A 19264-nucleotide genomic window follows, 5' to 3' on the forward strand; every position below is an offset into this window, starting at 1 on the left:
AAAGGAGAACTGACCAATGGATACTGCTACACATTTAGTTATGGGCCTAGGCTTAGCTGGGCTTTCCTTCGTTGATCCCATCGTTGCTTCTGATCCGAAACTGGCCGGGGCTGTTATGCTGGCAACAGTGCTCGCCTCTCAGGCTCCTGATGCCGATACTGCGCTACGACTGAAGGACAATGCAATGTATATTCGAAATCACCGAGGAATCACACATTCCCTACCCTTTCTAATTCTGTGGCCCGCGCTGATTTCCTTCGTGTTAGGGCCCTTATTTGGTTTTACTGATTTACAAGCTCTAAGCCATATTGCGCTCTGGAGCTTCATTGGTGTAGGTGTTCACGTATTTTCTGATCTATTTAATACCTATGGCACTCAGGCTGCACGTCCATTCACGGAGAAATGGATTGCATGGAACATCATCCACATTTTTGATCCATTTATATTTGGTAGCCATATCGCAGCCATCCTTCTCTGGATCACCGGGATCATTCCACCGCAACCTTTATTTATTACGCTGTATGCCTGTACTATTCTTTATTATATTTGGAGAACCGTCGTTCACGCACGTCTCACGCGTAATATTAAGCTTAAGGATTTACATCATAGTGTCGGCGAACGTTATATTGTAATCCCTACAATTTCACTAAAGCGCTGGAACGTAGTAAAAGTGAAAAAAGATGGTAGTTATGATGTTGGGCAGTTAGTCAATAATCGACTGGAATGGTTCAAACATGCTGTATGCTCGAATCATCCCGCTGTGGAGATATCCAAGTCGCACCCTGATATTCAGTCCTTTCTATACTTCACCTCTTATGCAGTAGCCGAAGTCGAGGAACTTCCTTCAGGATATATGGTTCGCTGGGGGGACGTACGTTATTTACATCGCAAACAATACCCATTTGTGGCTGTATTAGTGATGGACAATCAATATCGACCTTTAAATACTTATGTAGGTTGGCTTAGCAGCGAGAAGCTCGACAAACGATTTTCCATTGACCCTGGTTCTTTACGATGAAACTGTAGACTTACGCAGAGATCTATTCTATAATCACAAAAAATCCCGGAGTATTATTATCATACTCCGGGATTCATTTTAGCAGACATAGAAAGGAAGGCTCTCTTAATGGGTAAAGGACTTTCACTTTGGTTCGCTTGTTCTTCTATTCTTATTCTTACTGCCGCTTCAATCGCGATCAGTTATAGCTTTTGGTTGGCACTTCTGCTCGGATTTCTCTGTGTTATGAATATTGGCTGGGGATTTATCCTCAAGGCCAAGATCAGACGAAAACAGGAAAGCCTAAGCGCTGATTAGATTAACGAGCTGGCAGAAATCCCATCCGTTCTTTAACTCCATTCAACGTCTCAGTTGCAACAATACGTGCACGACCAGCACCTTCAGCGAGAATATCTGTGATCGCACCCGAGCTACGAATTTCATTATATTTTTGTTGTAAAGGCTCAAGCGTAGATACAACCACTTCAGCAAGATCCTTCTTAAAGCCGCCATACATTTGCCCTTCATAACGATCGGCAATTTGCTGGAGTGTCATTCCAGAACATTCGGAATAAATACTCATCAAATTACTGATCTCTGGCTTATTAGCTGGATCAAAAATTACTTCACGTCCTGAATCAGTCGTTGCACGGCTGATTTTTTTACGGATTACGTCCGGTGAATCTAACAGAGCAATGTAGCTGCCTGCGTTAGGATTGCTCTTGCTCATTTTTTTGGTGCCATCATCCAGAGACATAATACGTGCACCCACCTCTGGAATGTACGGCTCCGGAATGGTAAAGAATTCGCCAAAACGATTATTGAAGCGACCAGCTAAATCACGAGTCAGCTCCAAATGTTGTTTTTGATCTTCTCCAACTGGCACAAGATCCGCATTATAAACAAGAATATCTGCTGCCATCAAGGAAGGATAGACGAATAAACCAGCGCCAACAGAATCTTTACCTGATGATTTATCTTTAAACTGGGTCATACGCTCCAGCTCGCCCATTGCTGTAAGTGTCGTCATGATCCAACCCAGTTCAGCGTGTTGTGGCACATGCGACTGCATATAGACATTAGAACGTGCAGGATCAATTCCTGCTGCAATAAAGAGGGCCGCTACGGATTCTGACTGTTCACGCAGTGCCGCAGGATCTTGTGCTACAGTGATTGCATGCATATCGACAACCATAAAGAAACATTGATGATCATCTTGCAGCTTCACAAAATTTTTCAGTGCTCCAATGTAGTTCCCCAATGTAAGTGAACCGCTTGGCTGAATGCCTGACATTACTTTTTTCATAATATAGACCTCCGTTTGATGTCATTTCTAAGTTTCCGAGAACGCAAAAAAAGCCTCATCCGCAAGGGACGTGAGACCGTGGTGCCACCCTTATTCGCTGCTTAATCTTGTTTAGACAAGAAAAAAACAGCCTTAGTCTTCCGTTAACGGGGAAGATCCGGCCGGTCTACTAGGGCATCTAGCTCCCGTTCAAGCTCGGCGCTCAGGGGTCCATTCATCAGGTTTGTCCTACCGGTTCGCATCAACCACCGGCTTTCTGAAGGTGCAATGCCTGCCTACTTGTCCCCGTCATCACATTATCATCATGAATTAATGCCTTCATCATAGAACCATAAAGAGAAGTTGTCAAATCACTTAACCACTACCGTATAAATCTGTTATGATAAGGTTATCCATGTTCTATTCGATTACAGTTACGATAAAGGAGCATATCTCATGAAACAGGTGACCAAAGGGCAGTGGGGCGGTTATGATACTTATATTTTGCACAGCCGTGAACTGGAAGTCACGCTTTTGCCGCGACTAGGAAATAACGTGATTTCATTGTTTGATGTCAAGAATCAACGGGAAATTCTACGGCGGCCTGATGAAAGCGATCAAGCTTTCTTTATGCAAAAACCTTACCATTTTGGCATGCCGCTATTAATTCCACCCGGAAGAATTCGTAAGGGCCAATTTCAATTCGAGGGTACAAGTTATCAATTTGACCAGAATACCGCTAATGACAATCATATTCATGGTCTACACCGAACTCAGGCCTGGTGTGTCAGCGATATTGAAGAAGATGAGGATGGTTGCGCGGTCACTACTGAATTCCGAACGGAAGATGATCCACACTGGATGGAGCAATTCCCTATCCCACTTAAATTCGAAATGACGTTTAGGCTTCAGGAAGCCCGATTTACCCAAACTTTAAAGGTTACAAATCTTGGAGATCATCGAATTCCTTTTGGGATCGGTTATCACACCTGGTTTATGATTGATGGAGAACCTGAGCGCTGGAATCTTAAGCTCCCAGTAAATAGTATTTATGAACTGAACGATGAATTGCTCCCTAGCGGCAATCTGATTCCACTTGGTGATCTGGAAGCCTTGAACACCGGAATGAACATGCAGGGAACTAATTTTGATACTGCTCTACGTATTGGAGAAAAACAGCCTGTAGAAGCCTTATTATTACGCGATGATGGTTATGGCCTTCGTTATACTGCTGACGAGAATCTATTCCGTCACTGGGTGCTATATACCAAAGGACCGGCGGATCAATTTCTGTGCATTGAGCCCTATACATGGCTCGCGAATGCACCGAATGTATCCGAGGATGCTTCCTTCACAGGTCTTTTAACGGTAGAACCCGGTCAGAGTCAGAATCTATCCACCGTGCTGGAAATGATCTATCCTGAGATTTAAAGCAGATATACATTATATCGGTCTTGCCTTGCGATTACGTAAGGGAAGACCGATTTTTTTGTGTAATCCCTAGCAATAAAGGATTTCTATCCTCACTTTTATTTCACTAATAATTACCATCCTTAAAACCTTTCGAAGTGATGCATGAATTAACCTCTTAGCGCTCATACTATCTTCACAACGGGCGAAGGAGGTGACACACATGGGTCAAGCAGGTCAAGGTCGTAGCAGCCGTTCCAATAACCTGGTCGTTCCTCAAGCAACTGCGGCATTGCAACAGTTGAAATATGAAGCAGCACAGGAGCTTGGAGTAACGATCCCAGCTGACGGTTATTACGGGAACTACACTTCTCGCGAAACTGGTTCTCTGGGCGGTTACATCACTAAACGTCTAGTACAACTGGCAGAACAACAACTGTCTGGTCGTCAGTAACAACGTTATCTTAAGTGTTTTATCCGGCTAGGGCGATATCAAGCATAAAGCCTAAAGCCGAGTAGCTTTCGAGCCCTCTCACACTTCTTTCTGAAGCTGTGGGAGGGTTTTGATTTTCACAATTATTGAAATTTTATGTAAACAACGCTTAACCAAAAAACTGTTCGGAACTTTCAGCAAAGGCATTACGAGGTGATCGAATCATTAGATTCGCCATATTATAATTGGACTCCAATGTAGCATCTACAATCACCATTCCCTGTCTAATGGCGAATTCATAAGAAATCTCACCATGCGTCCAACGCCGCTTGTATTTCAGGCTTTCCAGTGCCATTAGTCGAAAAGAAGACTGTTGTCCATCTGTCATCCCTTCTTTTGCATCAGTGAATCCCCCGCTTCGCCCAGAAAGAGGATTATGTCGTATCCCGAATTTTCCGATCATGTTATTTCGTATTTGCACAAAAACCGTACCAGAAGTTAATCCCGATAATTCTTCCTGCAGCTCCTTAAACACCATATCCATCTGTCTCGCTAATGATAATTGTTCCGTCTTAAGCATTACTTCTCCTCCTAAAAGTTTTGTGAGCATAGCTTCATTCGAATTCACATCGTACAAAACTTGCTTCGAAAGCATTCACTTCGTTTTGTGAGCATAGCTTGATTTGAGTGCACTTCGCAGAACTGACTTCGTAAGCGCTTGCTTATTTTTGTGAGTTCAGCCAAGTGGTACTCTAGCGTGCCTTATATAAGGCTTAAGACTCATTATAGGTTACTAACAAATGGCAAACAACATTATTCGGCAAAATTGGGTTATTATCCCTATAGATGCGCGAAATCCATAGATTAATCGCATATTTCTTTTTATAAATCGTGATTTTTCGACATTTTATCATTAAAAAAAGCCCCTGTATCAGGGACTTTTGCGTGTTCATGCTGAAAAATTGTTGTTTTTTCTACCGCTAAATTTGTCTTAGTTTAGACTTTTTCAAACTAATTGCTCCGTCATCTCCAAGAACTCATTAATGTCAGCTACAATCAGATCTGTAGCGCCTTGCCAGAAGTCCGGCTTCGTAAGATCCACACCCAGATGCTTAAGTACCAAATCCTCTAAAGTCATCACACCAGTATCTTGCAACAAGCTATCGTATTTGTCTGCAAAGGACGCTCCTTCTTGCAGAGCCAGTCGATACAAGCCTGTGCTGAACATGTAGCCAACGGTGTAAGGGAAGTTATAGAACGGCACATCTGTGATATAAAAATGCAGTTTAGAAGCCCAGAAATGAGGATGGTATTCCGAAAGCACCCCACAGAAGGCTTCCTTCTGTGCTTCCACCATCAATTCAGACAGCTCCTCAGCATTTACAAGGCCTTCCTTACGTTTCTCATAAAAACGAGTCTCGAATAAGAACCGAGCGTGAATGTTCATAAAGAAAGCTACGCTGTTTTGAATTTTCGTTTCAAGCAACGCCAGTTTCTCTTCAGCGTTGCCAGCGGCTTTAACCTGAGCGTCAGATACAATGACCTCTGCGAAGGTTGAAGCAGTCTCTGCAACGTTCATAGCGTAGTTCTGATTAAATACAGGTTGATCATCCAGCAAGTAAGAATGATAAGCATGTCCCAGCTCATGTGCCAAGGTTGAAACATTGGAAGTTGTACCGCTATAAGTCATGAAAATCCGCGATTCCTTACTCTCAGGGAAGGATGTACAGAAACCTCCAGGACGTTTTCCCGGACGATCCTCAACCTCAATCCAGTTATTATCAAAAGCACGCTCTGCAAACTCTGCCATCTTCGGACTAAATTTGCGGAACTGGGTAACGATATCTTTAGCGGCCTGATCATATGGGATTTTACCTGAAGATTTACCCACTGGCGCTTCGACATCTACCCAGGAAAGAGCATCCAGTCCAAGCAGCTTAGCTTTACGCTGAAGATAGGTCACGAGTGCAGGCTTGCTATTCGTAATCACGTCCCACATCGCATTCAAAGTATCTTGTGACATACGATTGATGCTTAGCGGATCTTTCAGAATATCTTCCCAACCTCTTCCTTTATAGAGCTTCAGACGGAAGCCTGCTAAGTGATTCAAGGTATCCGCACAGTTATCTGCTGCTTCGGTCCATGCTTCTTCCCATTTATGGAACATGGATTGACGTACTTTCGGATCTGGATCATCCAGCTTGTTAAAAGCTTGACCTGCGGAGAGCAGCTTTGTTCCTTCTTCATCCTCAAATGGGATCTTAATCGAGCTTACAATCGTATCATAGTGCCCGCTCCATCCATGATATCCGTCAACGGCTAGTTCTAGCGCTAAGCTTTCCAACTCTGGACTCATCTTCTCACGGGCCAAGTCACGGCTCTCGCTCAGCACGAACGTTAATGGAGCAATCTCCGGACGTGCCATCCACTCTGCCCATACCTTGTCTGTAGTCTGACGAAGCACATTACTGAATTGTGAGCTAATGCCTTCGAATCCGGCACGCATACTTGTCACTCGAGCCGCCAGTCTTACCGCACCTTTGTCCATTTGATTCTGAGCGCCCAGACAGTCTGCGAAGGAAGAGACCTCCACAAGTCTTCCTGAACAGCTCTGAAGCAGTTCTATAACCTCGTCCAGCGCCTTTGTAGATTCAACATCCGTTGGAGCTACAGCATTCTTCACCAGACCCTGTAAGGCTGCAATATCTTGTTCAAGATTCTTTAAAAAGCTTTCTAACTCAGTAGAGGACGATCCTCCAGGAAATATGGAATCAAGTTCCCAAGTCAGTGATAATGGTTGTTTCATGTCTTCTCACCATTCCTTTGCTCTCATTTGGTTTTCTTTGTAATTGACTTAACACCATGGTAAAGTGAATAACGATACCGGAACATTCATAGCCGATAAACTTTAGGAGGGCATCCATATGAAGCCACTACAAATTTCACCGGAAACAGCCATAACGTTATCCAAGCAACTAGGCGTTCCACTGGAACACTTGATGCATATGCCCCAACATATTTTGCTACAAAAAATAGCTGAGCTATCCAAAAAGCAGAATTCACCGCAAACTGAGGATGGAAATGAAGAGTCTCCTTCTGGGAAGGATTCACAATGATTCCTTTTAGTCATACCTGGCCTTATGACATTATTTTAGGCGATATGTATGTGCAGTATTGCCCTTTCTGCAACTCGGAGAATGTTCTTCTCCCTATGAAGCCAAAAGAATTGCAAATCGTTCGTGACGGCAAGAAAAAACTACTTGTCTTCCCATGTTGCAGCGCCAGTCCCACAGTTGTAGATAACGACGGAGATTACCTCCTATTCGATCGGGCAGTCCGATAAATAGAAGGTAATCTAAATCCCAATCTTACCATTTTTATAAAGCGCAGACGAGAGCATTACTCTCTTCTGCGCTTTTTGTTGTTCGTGAAGCTTTAAGAACCTGAAGGCAATCCATCGGCATCAATATCTACAGCTTCGCCGCGCATTTGCTCTCTTAGCACAACCCACTGCTCCCTGGCAGCTCGAATCATCGCAGCATCCATAATCTTCTGATCATTAATCAGGCGGGAGAACCACATTACAGCCACAGAGAACTCTCCGATGCGCCTGTTAAGTTCGCCGATAAGATACATGAGCCGGGCATCATTGCCAGCTATTCCGTCTTTTTCGTATACCTTCACATATTCAGCTAATGAATAGCGCAAAAAGCGTTGTTCCTGTTCCGTATTCCCTTGATACCGATACAACCAGGCAATGTGATGAAGCAGACTTGCAATAATTCGATCCTTATCGTTAATACTTTGAGCGCATAAAAGCGCCAGTTTATAGGTCTCAAGTGCAGTTTCCCAGCTTCGTTTATCCCCAAAGTCACGGCTCTTCCATCGTTTTCCTACCTGTTCATTAAATGCTTTTCGCTGCAGATCCGTCAGCTTGTCCGCTGAATTTTCTGTAGAGGCAAACCCACAACTCGGGCAGACACGTACAACATAATAATCCGGATTCTCGTTTTTGTAATATGCGCAAAAATCAGCATCGCGGCGGATAGCCTTTTTTAGGCTAGGGCGTACGCGAGAGGTTGAAAATTCATGTTCACAATTGCAACATTTGACCTTAATAGAATATAGGGGTATTAACTCTGGCAAGTACTCTCATTCCTTTCAGGATCAACCTGTCCCTTATTATTCCTGGGGCATGTTAACAAAATGATGTGCGGGACCTGCAAGACGGCTAAGCACGAACGAACGTAGCGGCTCTTCTACGCCGGTCTCCTCAAGCGCCTCTTTCATACACTGCAACCATTCTTCAGCACGTTCTGGAGTAATGGGAATATGCATGTGCCTTGCTCTCATCATGGGATGTCCATGCAGTTCTGAATACAATGGGCCACCGCCAAAAAACTGTGTCAGGAATTGATACTGCTTCTCCAGAACAGGAGAAATGTCTTCAGGAAATAACGGACCCAGCTGCGGATGAAGCTGCACTTTGGCATAGAACACTTCCACCAATCGATGTAGCGCCTCAGCTCCTCCTAGGTTCTCATATATACTCTCATTTGGATTCATTGAGGTTACCAGCTCTCTTCCATATTAATGAAACGTTTCTTACTTTATTATACCAAAAAAAAGCACGGCTCGGATATCCGTCGAAAGTGCCCCTAAACGGCAGAAAAAAGACGCTAAACTATAGTTTAGCGCCTGGAGGTTATTGTCAGTAGGTCCGAAATTCTTCATCACCTGAAGGGACGAGAGAGACCCGGATCACATATACAAAAGCACAAACGAGAACTCCGGCTACAACGCTCATCGCCATCACTCCATCCCATTTATTCTTGTAACAGAGGGTGCATTTCTTATTTACATAATATCATATTCCGAACGAAAAAGCACCGAATTATGTAACCGCTTCCTTTATTTTTTTTGTGCTGTTTGTCCTTCTTTTCGCATACATCTAACCATAGATCAGGAGGCGTTAATTATGACTTTTAAAAAGATTGGCGGCCCACTGCTGGGATTAACATTGGCAGGCTGTATGCTGCTGATGTTGCTTCATCCGGAGGCATCCCTTGGCGCAGCCTTACGAGGCCTTGCCATCTGGTGGGATGTGTTATTCCCCTCCCTATTTCCATTCTTCGTCATATCCGAAATCATGCTAGGCCTAGGGATCGTTCATCTCTTCGGTGCACTGCTCGATCCATTGATGCGCCCTCTTTTTGGTATACCAGGTAGCGGCGGGTTTGTCGCTGCGATGGGATATGTATCAGGATATCCTGTTGGCGCTAAATTAACCGCTAAGCTGCGGGAACAGAATCTGATTAGCAGAGTAGAGGGCGAACGATTAGTCGCTTTCACAACCTCCTCTGACCCAATCTTTCTGTTAGGTGCAGTATCCGTTGGTTTCTTTCGAGACGCATCGTTGGGGCTTATCCTAGCCCTCGCCCACTATGGGAGCGGTTTGATTGTTGGCTTGCTAATGTCGTTCCATGGACGCAAAGAACAGAGCTCCCCCTCCCAAGACCCATCCATAACTAGTTCTACTGCCCCCTCTGTTCCAGCCAAAAAAGGTTTTGGAAGAATCCATGCAGCACTTCTTGCCATGGAGGAGGCTCGGCGCAAAGATGGACGGAGCTTTGGGGAGCTATTAAAGGGAGCAATCCAGTCCTCGCTAAAGCTTATTATTGTCGTAGGCGGTTTGGTTGTATTCTTCAATGTGCTAATGGAACTGCTAGCCCGTGCCGGTATCCTATCCTCCCTTTTTAACATGACCGGACATCTTGTGTCCCTTGTAGGTGGTCCTCCAGAACTAGCTCAGGCTCTCATTAGCGGATTCTTTGAGGTGACAATCGGTGCCCGTTCAGCAGGTGAAGCCGCAGCTTCCATCCCGCTTCAGTTCAAGGTAGCGGCAGCTGCCTTCATTCTCTCTTGGGGCGGATTATCTGTACATGCCCAGGTGGCAAGTATTTTGAACGGTACCGGGCTGCGGTATCTGCCATTTTTGACTGCACGGCTAATTCACGCCATACTCGCATCAGGATTGGTCCTGCTGCTCTGGAACCCTGTGATGAACACAGGGCTGTCTACCACATGGGTATCATTACCAGCCTCTGCTGCCTTTACTCCTTCTGCCTCAGGGATCACGGCAAGCCTCGCCCTGCTGAGTCTATTATTAACTGCTGCAATTCTAGTCTCACTGCTTATCCCTGTATTCATGACAATGATTCGATGGGTACGGCGAAGTTGATTAACATATTGTGTTCCGGGTCAAGATTGATTATGATCGGTGTATGACTGAATTATACAAAAGGAGCCTGTACATCTTGAGATATTATGTTCTGGACCGCGGTGATGAACTATCAATCAAACTTGCCGAGCAGTTTCACAAGCTGGCGGCGGAGCGGGACCTGCAACTGGATGCCGAGTCTCCCGAAATCGTCATCTCTATTGGCGGAGACGGCACAATGCTGCACGCTTTTCATACCTTTATCGATCAAATCCCCAATCTAGCCTTCGTAGGTGTGCACACAGGACACTTAGGCTTCTATGCGGACTGGCAAGCGGAAGAGCTACCCATCTTAATCGACTACATGTGCGGAACCGAGGATTCTGAGCCTCAGAAACCTCGTATCGTGAAATATCCGTTGCTTGAGCTGGAAATTCACAAGAAATCCGGTTCTTCGTCCCACATTGCCCTAAATGAATTCACCCTTAAAGGGGTAGATGGAACTATAATGATTCAAGTTGACATCAATGATGTTACCTTCGAAATGTTCCGGGGTGATGGGCTTTGTATTTCTACTCCTTCTGGTAGCACGGCCTATAACAAAAGCCTTGGGGGAGCCATGGTTCACCCATCTATAGAAGCGCTACAGATTGCCGAAATCGCCTCAATTAACAACCGCGTATTTCGAACAATGGGGTCGCCATTACTACTGCCGAAGCATCACCATTGCGATATTCTTTCATGTAAGGATCAGCGTTTACTACTCACGATAGATCATAACAATATCCCAGTAGATGATCTGATTTCAGTACGCTGCCAAGTATCGGACAAGAAGGTCAGTTTCGCCAGGTACCGTCCTTTTCCGTTCTGGAACCGTGTACGTGAAGCTTTTTTAGTTTAAGATTAACCTTCGATCCAACGATTTTCAGTGGCTGGAGATATCCATTTCTCCGGCTTTTTTGTGTGACAAAACTAACACCAACTGATAGACTGAGAGAGAAGCCAAATGGTATAATGAGGCTATTTTACAAAGAGTTACATAAAAGGAGAGAGTACTGTTGAAAAGATTTTTATCCCTCTTAAGCATAAGTCTACTGGCCCTCATACTTGCGGTCCCGGCTTTTGCAGCATCGAAACCAATTGATGTTTATATTAACGGAAGTAAGGTTTCCTTCACCGCTGGATCCCCATACTTAGCGAACAATTCTGTACTTGTACCTTTCCGGGTTGTCTTTGAGAAGCTTGGACTTCAAGTTCTCTGGGATGCCAAAACTGGAACGGTAACAGGAAAAAGTTCAAATCTTGCGATTACCCTCAAAATTGGCAGTAACCGCGCTACTGTTAACGGAACCGTTAAAAAACTAACCACTGCACCAGTTTCCTCAGCCGGCACTACATACATCCCTTTGCGTTTTATCGCAGAGGCAACCGGGGGCACAGCTGTCTGGAATTCTACCAGTAGAAGTGTACAAATTACTACTCCTGTCTCCAAAGGTAAGGACGAAGCAGCCATTACAGCATTAATCCGTTTGTCTAATCAATATTTCAATGAAGAAAAAGCGACTAGCTTCTACTCCCTTATGGATTCGGAGTACTCTTACACGGACTCAGTGGCCGAACTCAATGAATCTTTTAAAGCTTTTGACATAAAGAATACTATTGATAGCTTGGAAATCCTCGACATTACAGCTGACGAAGCCACTGTGTATACGCTTGAAAGTTCACGCAGAATAGGTGGGGCTTATACTCCAGATACAGAGAATGAATACGTATATACCCTGGTCCGCAAGAACGGAAGCTGGAAGATTTCATCCGTGGAATCCCAAAGCTCGACCGTTCTCCTTACTCGTGAACAAGGTATAAAACCAGCAGCCAACATCCCTCAAAACGATGCGGATGCCATCAAAGGTACTATTAGCAAGTATTATCAAGCAATGAACGAACAGAATCCTACAACAGTTCTTTCCACGATGACTTCATATGGAGAAGAATATGATTCCTCTCTCAAGGCAGATTTGGATGATTTCTTTGCTTCGTATGATATTACCTATACTCCAGGCATTTCAAATATTTATTATTACAGTGCCAAGGAAGCTGCTATATATGTAGAAAGCAAAGACAAGGAAGCTAGTGAAGAGGAGACTTATGAGCAGGGCCTTATCTATATTCTATCCAAGTCGGATACTGGTGTATGGACAATCGATGACACATATAGCATCTACAATAAACTTGTGAAATCCTAATAAAAAGGGTGTTTGATTCCATGAAATCAAAAAAAATAATAAGTGCACTGTTAACCAGCTGTCTAGCTTTATCTATTACATTTGCTCCACTGGCTTCCGCTGCAGATGCCGCTAAAGCTTCCACAGACAACAGTGATCTTATTAATGAAGTAATGAAGCTATTGGAGAACTATAATCTTTCAGATGTAGATAAAGATATTTTGATTCGCGGAGCAATTGACGGCATGGTGAACACACTGGATGATCCATACAGCCAATACTTCAATTCCGAGGAAGCGGCGCAATTTGAACATGCGGTTGATCTCGAATACGTTGGCATCGGTGTTAAACTTCAATATACGCCAACAGAGCTCTACATCGAAGAAATCTCTCCAGGTTCTCCTGCTGAAAAGGCAGGCTTGAAACGCGGCGATACGATTCTCAAAATCAACGGAATACCTGTTGACGAAACGGATGATTCGGAACTAAGTGGAGCCGCGGGCACTAAGGTCACCCTGCTGATCCTCAGAAATGGTGTCACAAAATCTTATGTTGTCACCCGAAATGAATTGAACTCGACTTCCGTTTTTGGAACCCTCATTGGTCCGAAGATTGCCTATATTTCGCTAAGTGGTTTCACACAGAATTCTGATGAAGAATTCGCCGCTATGCTGAAGAAGATGCGTACAGCGGGAATGAAATCCATGGTGCTTGATTTACGCGATAACTTGGGTGGCTACATGGATTCGGCATACAACATTGCCTCTAGTTTTATGGATAAAGGCATCATGATGTATACCTCTGATCAAAGTGGCGCGTTAACTCCTGTAACGATTACTAGTGGCAGCAAAATCGGTGTGCCCGTCGTAATTCTAACCAACGAATACACTGCAAGTGCGTCAGAAGCTCTTACGGGCGCCCTGCGCGATAACAAGCTGGCTACTGTTGTAGGCACTCGTTCTTACGGCAAAGCGCGTATCCAAAGCCTACTTCCAGTGTCTAATGGCGACATGCTGAAATTGACCACGCAGAAATATCTAACACCAAAAAAAGAAGACTTTAATCATATTGGTCTCGCACCGGATATTGAGGTAAAAGGGAAAACTGCACAGTTGATTACCGCCCTGCAGATTGCTGGAATGAAGACTTTAGAAGTCACCGGAGATCATCATATCTTAAATATCAACGGGGTTCCTTTTGCTGGTAATGTTGGTCTTGTTAAGCAGGGCGATAAAACTTATGCTTCATCGCTGGTGCTGGCTGCGCTTGTCGAGGGCGAGATCACCTGGGATGCCAAGAACAAGAAGGTCATCGTAAAGAGCGGAACAGGCACATCTACCGGCTTTACGCTTTCCTCCAAAGAGGCGCTATCTCAGAATGGTGAGACCTACATTGAATTAAATGCCTTTAAGAAGAAGTTTCCGGCACTCGTATGGAGTTACAATGCTACACAAAAGCAATTGAAATTATCTATAAAATAATCCATAAGAAAAGGCAGCAATTCTCCAGAGATGGGGTTTGCTGCCTTTATTATTTGTACATATCTATTCAAAAGAAAAAAGCTGTCTCATTCGTAGAAGGACTCTACTTATGGTCAGCTTTCATCGTTAAGATTGTGGATTTTCTATGTTTTGTGTGTTTTGTGTGTTTTGATTATTTTGAGGCTTTTGTGTGTTTTGGGGTTTTTGGGATTGACCTTGTGGTGGTCTGCTTTGAAATTCCTTTTTGGATTTCTTCCCTTGCGAATCTTTACCCCGGTGATTTCGACTTTGATGTTCTCTCAAAGGTCTATCCTTAGCAGAAGTCATCTCTTTAAATGCAGCAGATGAATTCGAACCTTGCTTAGATGATGTTTCTTTAGAGGAGAGCTCCTTATCTATAGCCGCTCCATCATTATCCTCAGCTTCTAGCTCCGAATCTTCTTCCTCACTCGGCTCTGGTATTTCTTTGATCAGAATATCCTTGAACAAACCCTCTTGTGGTACCTCTTTTAACTTATGCAACACAAAATATGCGCAGCCAAAATTGCAATATTCATTAATATAATCGACCATGCCAGAAATCGCTGTATCCCGATTCACCTTTGGGTGGTTGTCCCGATAAAAACCTTTCAAACGCAGCTGACTGTAACCCCAGTCACCAATAATGTAGTCGTATCTTTCCAGCACTTCGCTATATCTTCCGCGAAACGCCTCCGGATTCCAACCATCCTTATGATCTAACATTAGTTCGTAGCCTTTTCCGCCTATAACGATCAAACCTTTTGTCGCCTGCCTTTCTGTGGGGAGGGTGCGTTGATTATGCCGTCATTTCCGAGAAATATTGGGCTTTCGGTCGCTGTTGTTGATTAATTTCTTTTATTTGAACCGCATTCAGCGGTGAAATTAATCAACAAAGGCGAACGCTAACGCTCCTACAGCTCCAACATTTCTCTCCAATGACTCAAATCAACGTTTTTTATGTGTAACCTAGGGGTGGGGAGCTTCAGATCGCTCCGCTCCTTCAACCCCCTGCTACCTTGAATAATAAAAAATTAACTAGAAGAAACCGCGCGCTCCTCACGAGCTTGAGCAGCAGATTTCACCTGCTCATGCGCACGATAAGAGCTGCGAACAAGCGGAGCTGATTCCACATGGCTAAAGCCACGCTTCAATCCCTCTTCCTTAAGCAGCGCAAATTCCTCTGGTGGATAATATTTCTCCACATTCAAATGCTTTGGAGAAGGCTGCAAGTATTGTCCTAAAGTCAATATATCACAATTTACGGCTCGTAAATCATCCATTGCTTGTAAAATCTCATCCCACTCTTCACCGACTCCAAGCATAATGCTTGATTTGGTAGGAATATCCGGCTTCATTTCCTTAGCTCTGCGCAGCAGTTCCATCGAACGGCGATACTTCGCTTTAGCCCGTACACGGTCTGACATCCGTTCCACCGTCTCGATATTATGGTTAAGAATGTCTGGATTACTGTTCATAACAATCTCTAGACTATTCCGTTCTCCCAGGAAATCTGGAATCAATACTTCAACACTACATAACGGAAGGCGTTTACGAATTGCCGCTACCGTCTCAGCAAAAATCTGAGCGCCACCATCCGCAAGATCATCACGGGCCACACTGGTCACCACGCAATGGCGAAGGTTCATTCCCTCTGCAGCTTCTGCTACACGTTCAGGCTCCTGCAGGTCCAGCTCTGTCGGCAACCCTGTATTCACAGCGCAGAAACGGCATGCGCGAGTACATATATCACCAAGAATCATAAAGGTAGCCGTTCGATTTGCCCAGCATTCATAAATATTCGGACACCTAGCTTCTTCACATACGGTATGTAAAGTTTTAGAACGCATCATGCTCTTGATTTCCTGATAGTTATCACCGGTAGTTAGCTTGATTCTAATCCAATCCGGCTTAGGCTGCTTTGCTGTTTTATTCGTCAAAATAATAAACCCCGCTTCCTCCTGAATGTGATGCTGCAGATGAAAGATGCTGCCTCATATTATACCATGTGCGCTTTACAATTGCCTGTTTTTGTGAAATATGCAGGGCATCTCAACTTCGATTCCGGCGAAGAATTTACTGGTACCTTTAGACAAGAACGGATAAAAAGTAGCCTTTTGCTTCAATCTATAATAAAAGCTTTATCCGAAGTGCCTACATTCAATTCTACGCCCGGACAAAAGGAGGCTGTTATCTTGCTGGCCCTATTTAAGAATACTAATAACCGGAGAACTATGTTATGTCTGTCCGCGGCCGCTATCCTTTGGGGTGGTTTAGGTCTTCCCGTTCCAGCAGCTGCAGTACAGGCTACAGTCCAACCGGTGGAAAGCAGCGGCAATTCTGTTAATGCTAGCAAAGAATCCATATGGTCTGCCCGTAGGGGGATTTATGATCAACTGAGTGCAGCCACTGGAATCCCTTGGTTTAGATTCGCAGCCATTGATCAATATGAACGCACCATCGCCAAAAAAGGTTCCTCAGACAAACCCGTCACCAACCGTCTTACTGGAATCATGATTCCAGCACCCGTATGGTCCGGTCCACTCAACCCGGATCAGGAGGATACTTCTCCTGAATCCATCACTTTCTTTAACGGCTTCGGTCGTGATGGCTCAGGTGATGGAATCGCCGATCCAGAGAATGATGCTGATGTTCTATATAGTATGGCTAGACACTTGCAGAAATATGGTGATTCAGCTAATGATTTCAGCATTGGCATTTGGGAGTATTATCACAATGGTCGTGCCTCTCAGCGCATAGCTCAGTTCGCCAAGCTATATGAACATTTTGGTCGGCTTGACCTATCAGGTAATGCTTTTCCACTTCCCTTAAGTAATTCTTATTCTTATCGTAGCACTTGGGGAACCGGTAGAAGCTGGGGTGGGGCACGTATTCACGAAGGGACTGACCTCTTTGCACCGCAAGGTATGCCGGTACGCAGCACCTGCTTTGGCTTAGTGGAAACTAAAGGCTGGAACCGCTACGGTGGCTGGAGAATTGGAATTCGTGATATCGAGAACCGTTACCATTATTACGCCCATTTATCCGGGTATAACAAATCCATTTCTCGTGGAGATATCGTCTCACCAGGTGAAATCATTGGCTGGGTTGGCAGCTCAGGTTACGGAAATCCAGGAACACAAGGGAAATTCCCGCCACATCTACATTTTGGCATCTACCGTGACCGAGGGATTACTGAATGGGCTTTTGACCCTTTTCCGTTGCTAAAACAATGGGAGAATCAGGAGTATAGAGACTTAAAGAACAAAAATAAAAAAAGTGCTACAAACAAGGAAAAACGCCTTTAGCGTCCCTAAAGGACGGTCAGCGTTTATGCGAGAAATATAAGGATAATGTATAGCGTGAAAATTATACTTTCTTATATTAAAAAAAAGAAACGGCTTCGTCATCCTTTGGAGATGACTCCCGTTTCTTGATGAATAAGGCCCCTTCTTTTGAAGAGAGGCCTTATACTATTTTAGTACAACATTAAACATCCAAACGGTTCAATGCTAACTATAAGCTTGTTATTATTTTTAAAAGTAGCTCCTGACAGTAAATCGGTAAGCAAATTCTTATCCGAACGATATACATTAAGCTCAAGCTCGTACGGGTTCGGAGAATTATTGATAATTAAACCTATCTTCTCTTGATCCATTCCCCGTGTATAACCGAAGACATTACGGACTTCATCCGTGAACCAAGGACGAAACTTACCTTTTCGTAGAATATCACAGCTTTTTCTTAGGAAAATCAGCTCTTGATACCACTTCAGCAGCGCTGTATTTTGAGCTTGCTCTTGCCATACCATAGCTTTTCTACAGTGAGGGTCCGTAGCTCCTTCCATCCCAACCTCATCCCCATAATAGATCATCGGAATACCGATATAAGTCATCTGAAAAAAAACTGCCAACCTCATGCGCTGTATTGCCGTACTCTCGCGGTCCCAGCCACGTCCCCCCTCCTTACACGCTGTAAGAAAACGCAACGTATCATGACTGCCAATCAATTGAAACATAGCCGAATTCGCCTGGTCATTATACAACGCCTCCTGATGGAGTACTTGCTCCATAAAGCGATCTGGCCCTGTTGACTGCTCTGCAAAGAATTCCAGCACGGCATCCCGAAGCACATAATTCATGCCACCATCGAATTGATCCCCTCTAAGCCAAGGCCCAGATGCATGCATTATCTCTCCAATGAGTAAAATTTCAGGAAATTCAGACTTGAGCTCTTGCCGAAACCGGGACCAAAAAGCCGGGTTGACCTCATTCGCTACATCAAGACGCCAGCCGTCGATCGCTGTCTCACGAATCCAATACTTAGCAACCTCTATCATATATTTAGCCGTGTCAGGATGATCCATATTCAGCTTAGGCATATGCGCTTCAGCTTTAGCGAATGTCTCATAATTCGGGGCAGGCGTCTGTGTTACGGGAAAAGAACGAATAAAGAACCAATCTTTATAAGGAGACTGCTCGCCTTGTTCCATGACATCTTTAAAAGCAAAGAATTGATCTCCCGAATGATTAAACACGGCATCCAAAATGACCTTAATTCCATGACGATGTGCCTCACTGACTAGCGTCTTCAATCCATCTACATCGCCAAATGCAGGGTCGATCTTATAATAATCGGAGGTGTTATATTTATGCTCAGAAGGAGACTCAAATACAGGCGTCATGTAAATTGTGTTCACACCAAGCTGCTGTAGATAAGGTATTTTGTCCATAATGCCTTTTAGAGTTCCACCATTGTAGCTGTTAGGATAAATTTGATAGGTCACCGCATCCTGGCTCCATAACGGTAACTTCAAAGCCTCAGAATGGTGAAGATATGCATATTGAAAAGAACCTGCTCGTTCCCGATTCTCCGACGCGCCCCTCTCTCCATACCAGATATACTGCCCCGCAGCATTCGCTATATGGAATAGATATCTGCTTCTTCTAGTGCTGGTCTGAATAATTGCTTCGTGAATCTCATAAATACCGGCCGACCCAATCCGCTCCATCTGCAAAGGAACTTCTTGCCCCGGAGAATCATAACGATCCGAGTGGATTACGGTACAGGATAATTGCTGTCCAGCTTGTGTAAATAATCTGAGCTTCAGGGTCCCTGTACCTACAGGATAGGCAAATGGATCTTCACTTGTATGATATACAAACCATGATTGAGGCATAACTTATGGACTCCTTCTA

General features: G+C 44.3%; 19 protein-coding genes and 1 other annotated feature. Of the genes, 11 read left to right on the forward strand and 8 right to left on the reverse strand.

Going from position 1 to position 19264, the window contains the following annotated elements; all coding sequences use genetic code 11:
- Positions 1–16 precede the first annotated feature (16 nt).
- Together NYE25_RS16325 and NYE25_RS16330 are read left to right on the forward strand one after the other, a co-directional pair.
- The gene (locus NYE25_RS16325; RefSeq protein ID WP_149645008.1) at positions 17–1018 is read left to right on the forward strand and encodes a metal-dependent hydrolase; all 1002 of its coding nucleotides are present in this window, start codon (positions 17–19) and stop codon (positions 1016–1018) included.
- A gap of 108 nt (positions 1019–1126) precedes the next feature.
- Positions 1127–1315 (forward strand): hypothetical protein, encoded by a 189-nt coding sequence (locus NYE25_RS16330; protein ID WP_042130914.1) that lies wholly within the window; start codon positions 1127–1129, stop codon positions 1313–1315.
- 1 nt (position 1316) lies between these two features.
- Here the strand turns inward: NYE25_RS16330 and trpS are convergent, their stop codons facing one another.
- Positions 1317–2303, reverse strand: coding sequence for a tryptophan--tRNA ligase (trpS, locus tag NYE25_RS16335; protein WP_341146388.1), 987 nt, complete (start codon positions 2301–2303; stop codon positions 1317–1319).
- A 61-nt stretch (positions 2304–2364) separates the two neighbouring features.
- Positions 2365–2604: a binding site (T-box leader), on the reverse strand.
- Between the two features lie 134 nt (positions 2605–2738).
- Between trpS and NYE25_RS16340 the strand changes: the two genes are divergently transcribed.
- Both NYE25_RS16340 and NYE25_RS16345 read left to right on the forward strand, forming a co-directional pair.
- Positions 2739–3713, forward strand: a complete 975-nt coding sequence (locus NYE25_RS16340) for an aldose 1-epimerase (protein WP_341146389.1) — start codon at positions 2739–2741, stop codon at positions 3711–3713.
- A gap of 202 nt (positions 3714–3915) precedes the next feature.
- A complete protein-coding gene (locus tag NYE25_RS16345) occupies positions 3916–4146 on the forward strand; it encodes an alpha/beta-type small acid-soluble spore protein (RefSeq protein WP_042130917.1) in 231 nt (76 codons plus the stop codon).
- Between the two features lie 148 nt (positions 4147–4294).
- On the opposite strand, the gene NYE25_RS16350 is transcribed toward NYE25_RS16345, so the two are convergent.
- Entirely contained in the window at positions 4295–4705 is a 411-nt protein-coding gene (locus NYE25_RS16350; protein WP_076285261.1) for an O-methyltransferase, read from the reverse strand.
- 426 nt (positions 4706–5131) lie between these two features.
- A complete protein-coding gene (locus tag NYE25_RS16355; RefSeq protein ID WP_341059527.1) occupies positions 5132–6931 on the reverse strand; it encodes a M3 family oligoendopeptidase in 1800 nt (599 codons plus the stop codon).
- Between the two features lie 118 nt (positions 6932–7049).
- Here NYE25_RS16355 and NYE25_RS16360 point away from each other — a divergent pair, with 118 nt between their 5' ends.
- Both NYE25_RS16360 and NYE25_RS16365 read left to right on the forward strand, forming a co-directional pair.
- Positions 7050–7241: a YycC family protein gene (locus NYE25_RS16360; RefSeq protein ID WP_341146390.1), complete on the forward strand. Its 192-nt coding sequence runs from the start codon at positions 7050–7052 to the stop codon at positions 7239–7241.
- Entirely contained in the window at positions 7238–7468 is a 231-nt protein-coding gene (locus NYE25_RS16365) for a hypothetical protein (RefSeq protein WP_042130921.1), read from the forward strand. Before NYE25_RS16360 ends, NYE25_RS16365 begins: the two co-directional genes overlap by 4 nt.
- A gap of 92 nt (positions 7469–7560) precedes the next feature.
- Here NYE25_RS16365 and NYE25_RS16370 read toward each other — a convergent pair whose 3' ends face one another.
- The gene (locus NYE25_RS16370; RefSeq protein ID WP_076285264.1) at positions 7561–8271 is read right to left on the reverse strand and encodes a DUF2225 domain-containing protein; all 711 of its coding nucleotides are present in this window, start codon (positions 8269–8271) and stop codon (positions 7561–7563) included.
- Positions 8272–8307: 36 nt separating this feature from the next.
- Positions 8308–8691 (reverse strand): globin domain-containing protein, encoded by a 384-nt coding sequence (locus tag NYE25_RS16375; protein ID WP_042191628.1) that lies wholly within the window; start codon positions 8689–8691, stop codon positions 8308–8310.
- A gap of 412 nt (positions 8692–9103) precedes the next feature.
- Between NYE25_RS16375 and ylbJ the strand changes: the two genes are divergently transcribed.
- The 4 genes from ylbJ to NYE25_RS16395 all read left to right on the forward strand — a co-directional run bounded on the left by ylbJ (position 9104) and on the right by NYE25_RS16395 (position 14048).
- On the forward strand, positions 9104–10366 hold the full coding sequence (ylbJ, locus tag NYE25_RS16380; RefSeq protein ID WP_341146391.1) for a sporulation integral membrane protein YlbJ: 1263 nt from the start codon (positions 9104–9106) through the stop codon (positions 10364–10366).
- A 76-nt stretch (positions 10367–10442) separates the two neighbouring features.
- Positions 10443–11246 carry an NAD kinase gene (locus NYE25_RS16385; RefSeq protein ID WP_341146392.1) on the forward strand — a complete coding sequence of 268 codons (804 nt, stop codon included), beginning with the start codon at positions 10443–10445 and terminating at the stop codon, positions 11244–11246.
- A 157-nt stretch (positions 11247–11403) separates the two neighbouring features.
- Positions 11404–12588 carry a copper amine oxidase N-terminal domain-containing protein gene (locus tag NYE25_RS16390; RefSeq protein ID WP_341146393.1) on the forward strand — a complete coding sequence of 395 codons (1185 nt, stop codon included), beginning with the start codon at positions 11404–11406 and terminating at the stop codon, positions 12586–12588.
- A 20-nt stretch (positions 12589–12608) separates the two neighbouring features.
- The gene (locus tag NYE25_RS16395) at positions 12609–14048 is read left to right on the forward strand and encodes a S41 family peptidase (protein ID WP_339798507.1); all 1440 of its coding nucleotides are present in this window, start codon (positions 12609–12611) and stop codon (positions 14046–14048) included.
- Positions 14049–14174: 126 nt separating this feature from the next.
- On the opposite strand, the gene NYE25_RS16400 is transcribed toward NYE25_RS16395, so the two are convergent.
- Together NYE25_RS16400 and lipA are read right to left on the reverse strand one after the other, a co-directional pair.
- On the reverse strand, positions 14175–14825 hold the full coding sequence (locus NYE25_RS16400) for a YutD family protein (RefSeq protein WP_149645015.1): 651 nt from the start codon (positions 14823–14825) through the stop codon (positions 14175–14177).
- Positions 14826–15100: 275 nt separating this feature from the next.
- A complete protein-coding gene (lipA, locus tag NYE25_RS16405; RefSeq protein ID WP_341051783.1) occupies positions 15101–16006 on the reverse strand; it encodes a lipoyl synthase in 906 nt (301 codons plus the stop codon).
- Positions 16007–16300: 294 nt separating this feature from the next.
- Between lipA and NYE25_RS16410 the strand changes: the two genes are divergently transcribed.
- A complete protein-coding gene (locus tag NYE25_RS16410; RefSeq protein WP_042194496.1) occupies positions 16301–17374 on the forward strand; it encodes a M23 family metallopeptidase in 1074 nt (357 codons plus the stop codon).
- Positions 17375–17544: 170 nt separating this feature from the next.
- Here NYE25_RS16410 and NYE25_RS16415 read toward each other — a convergent pair whose 3' ends face one another.
- Positions 17545–19245 (reverse strand): alpha amylase N-terminal ig-like domain-containing protein, encoded by a 1701-nt coding sequence (locus NYE25_RS16415; protein WP_341146394.1) that lies wholly within the window; start codon positions 19243–19245, stop codon positions 17545–17547.
- Positions 19246–19264: the final 19 nt, after the last annotated feature.

Source organism: Paenibacillus sp. FSL E2-8871 (assembly GCF_038000345.1).
Classification (GTDB): Bacteria; Bacillota; Bacilli; order Paenibacillales; family Paenibacillaceae; genus Paenibacillus_AQ.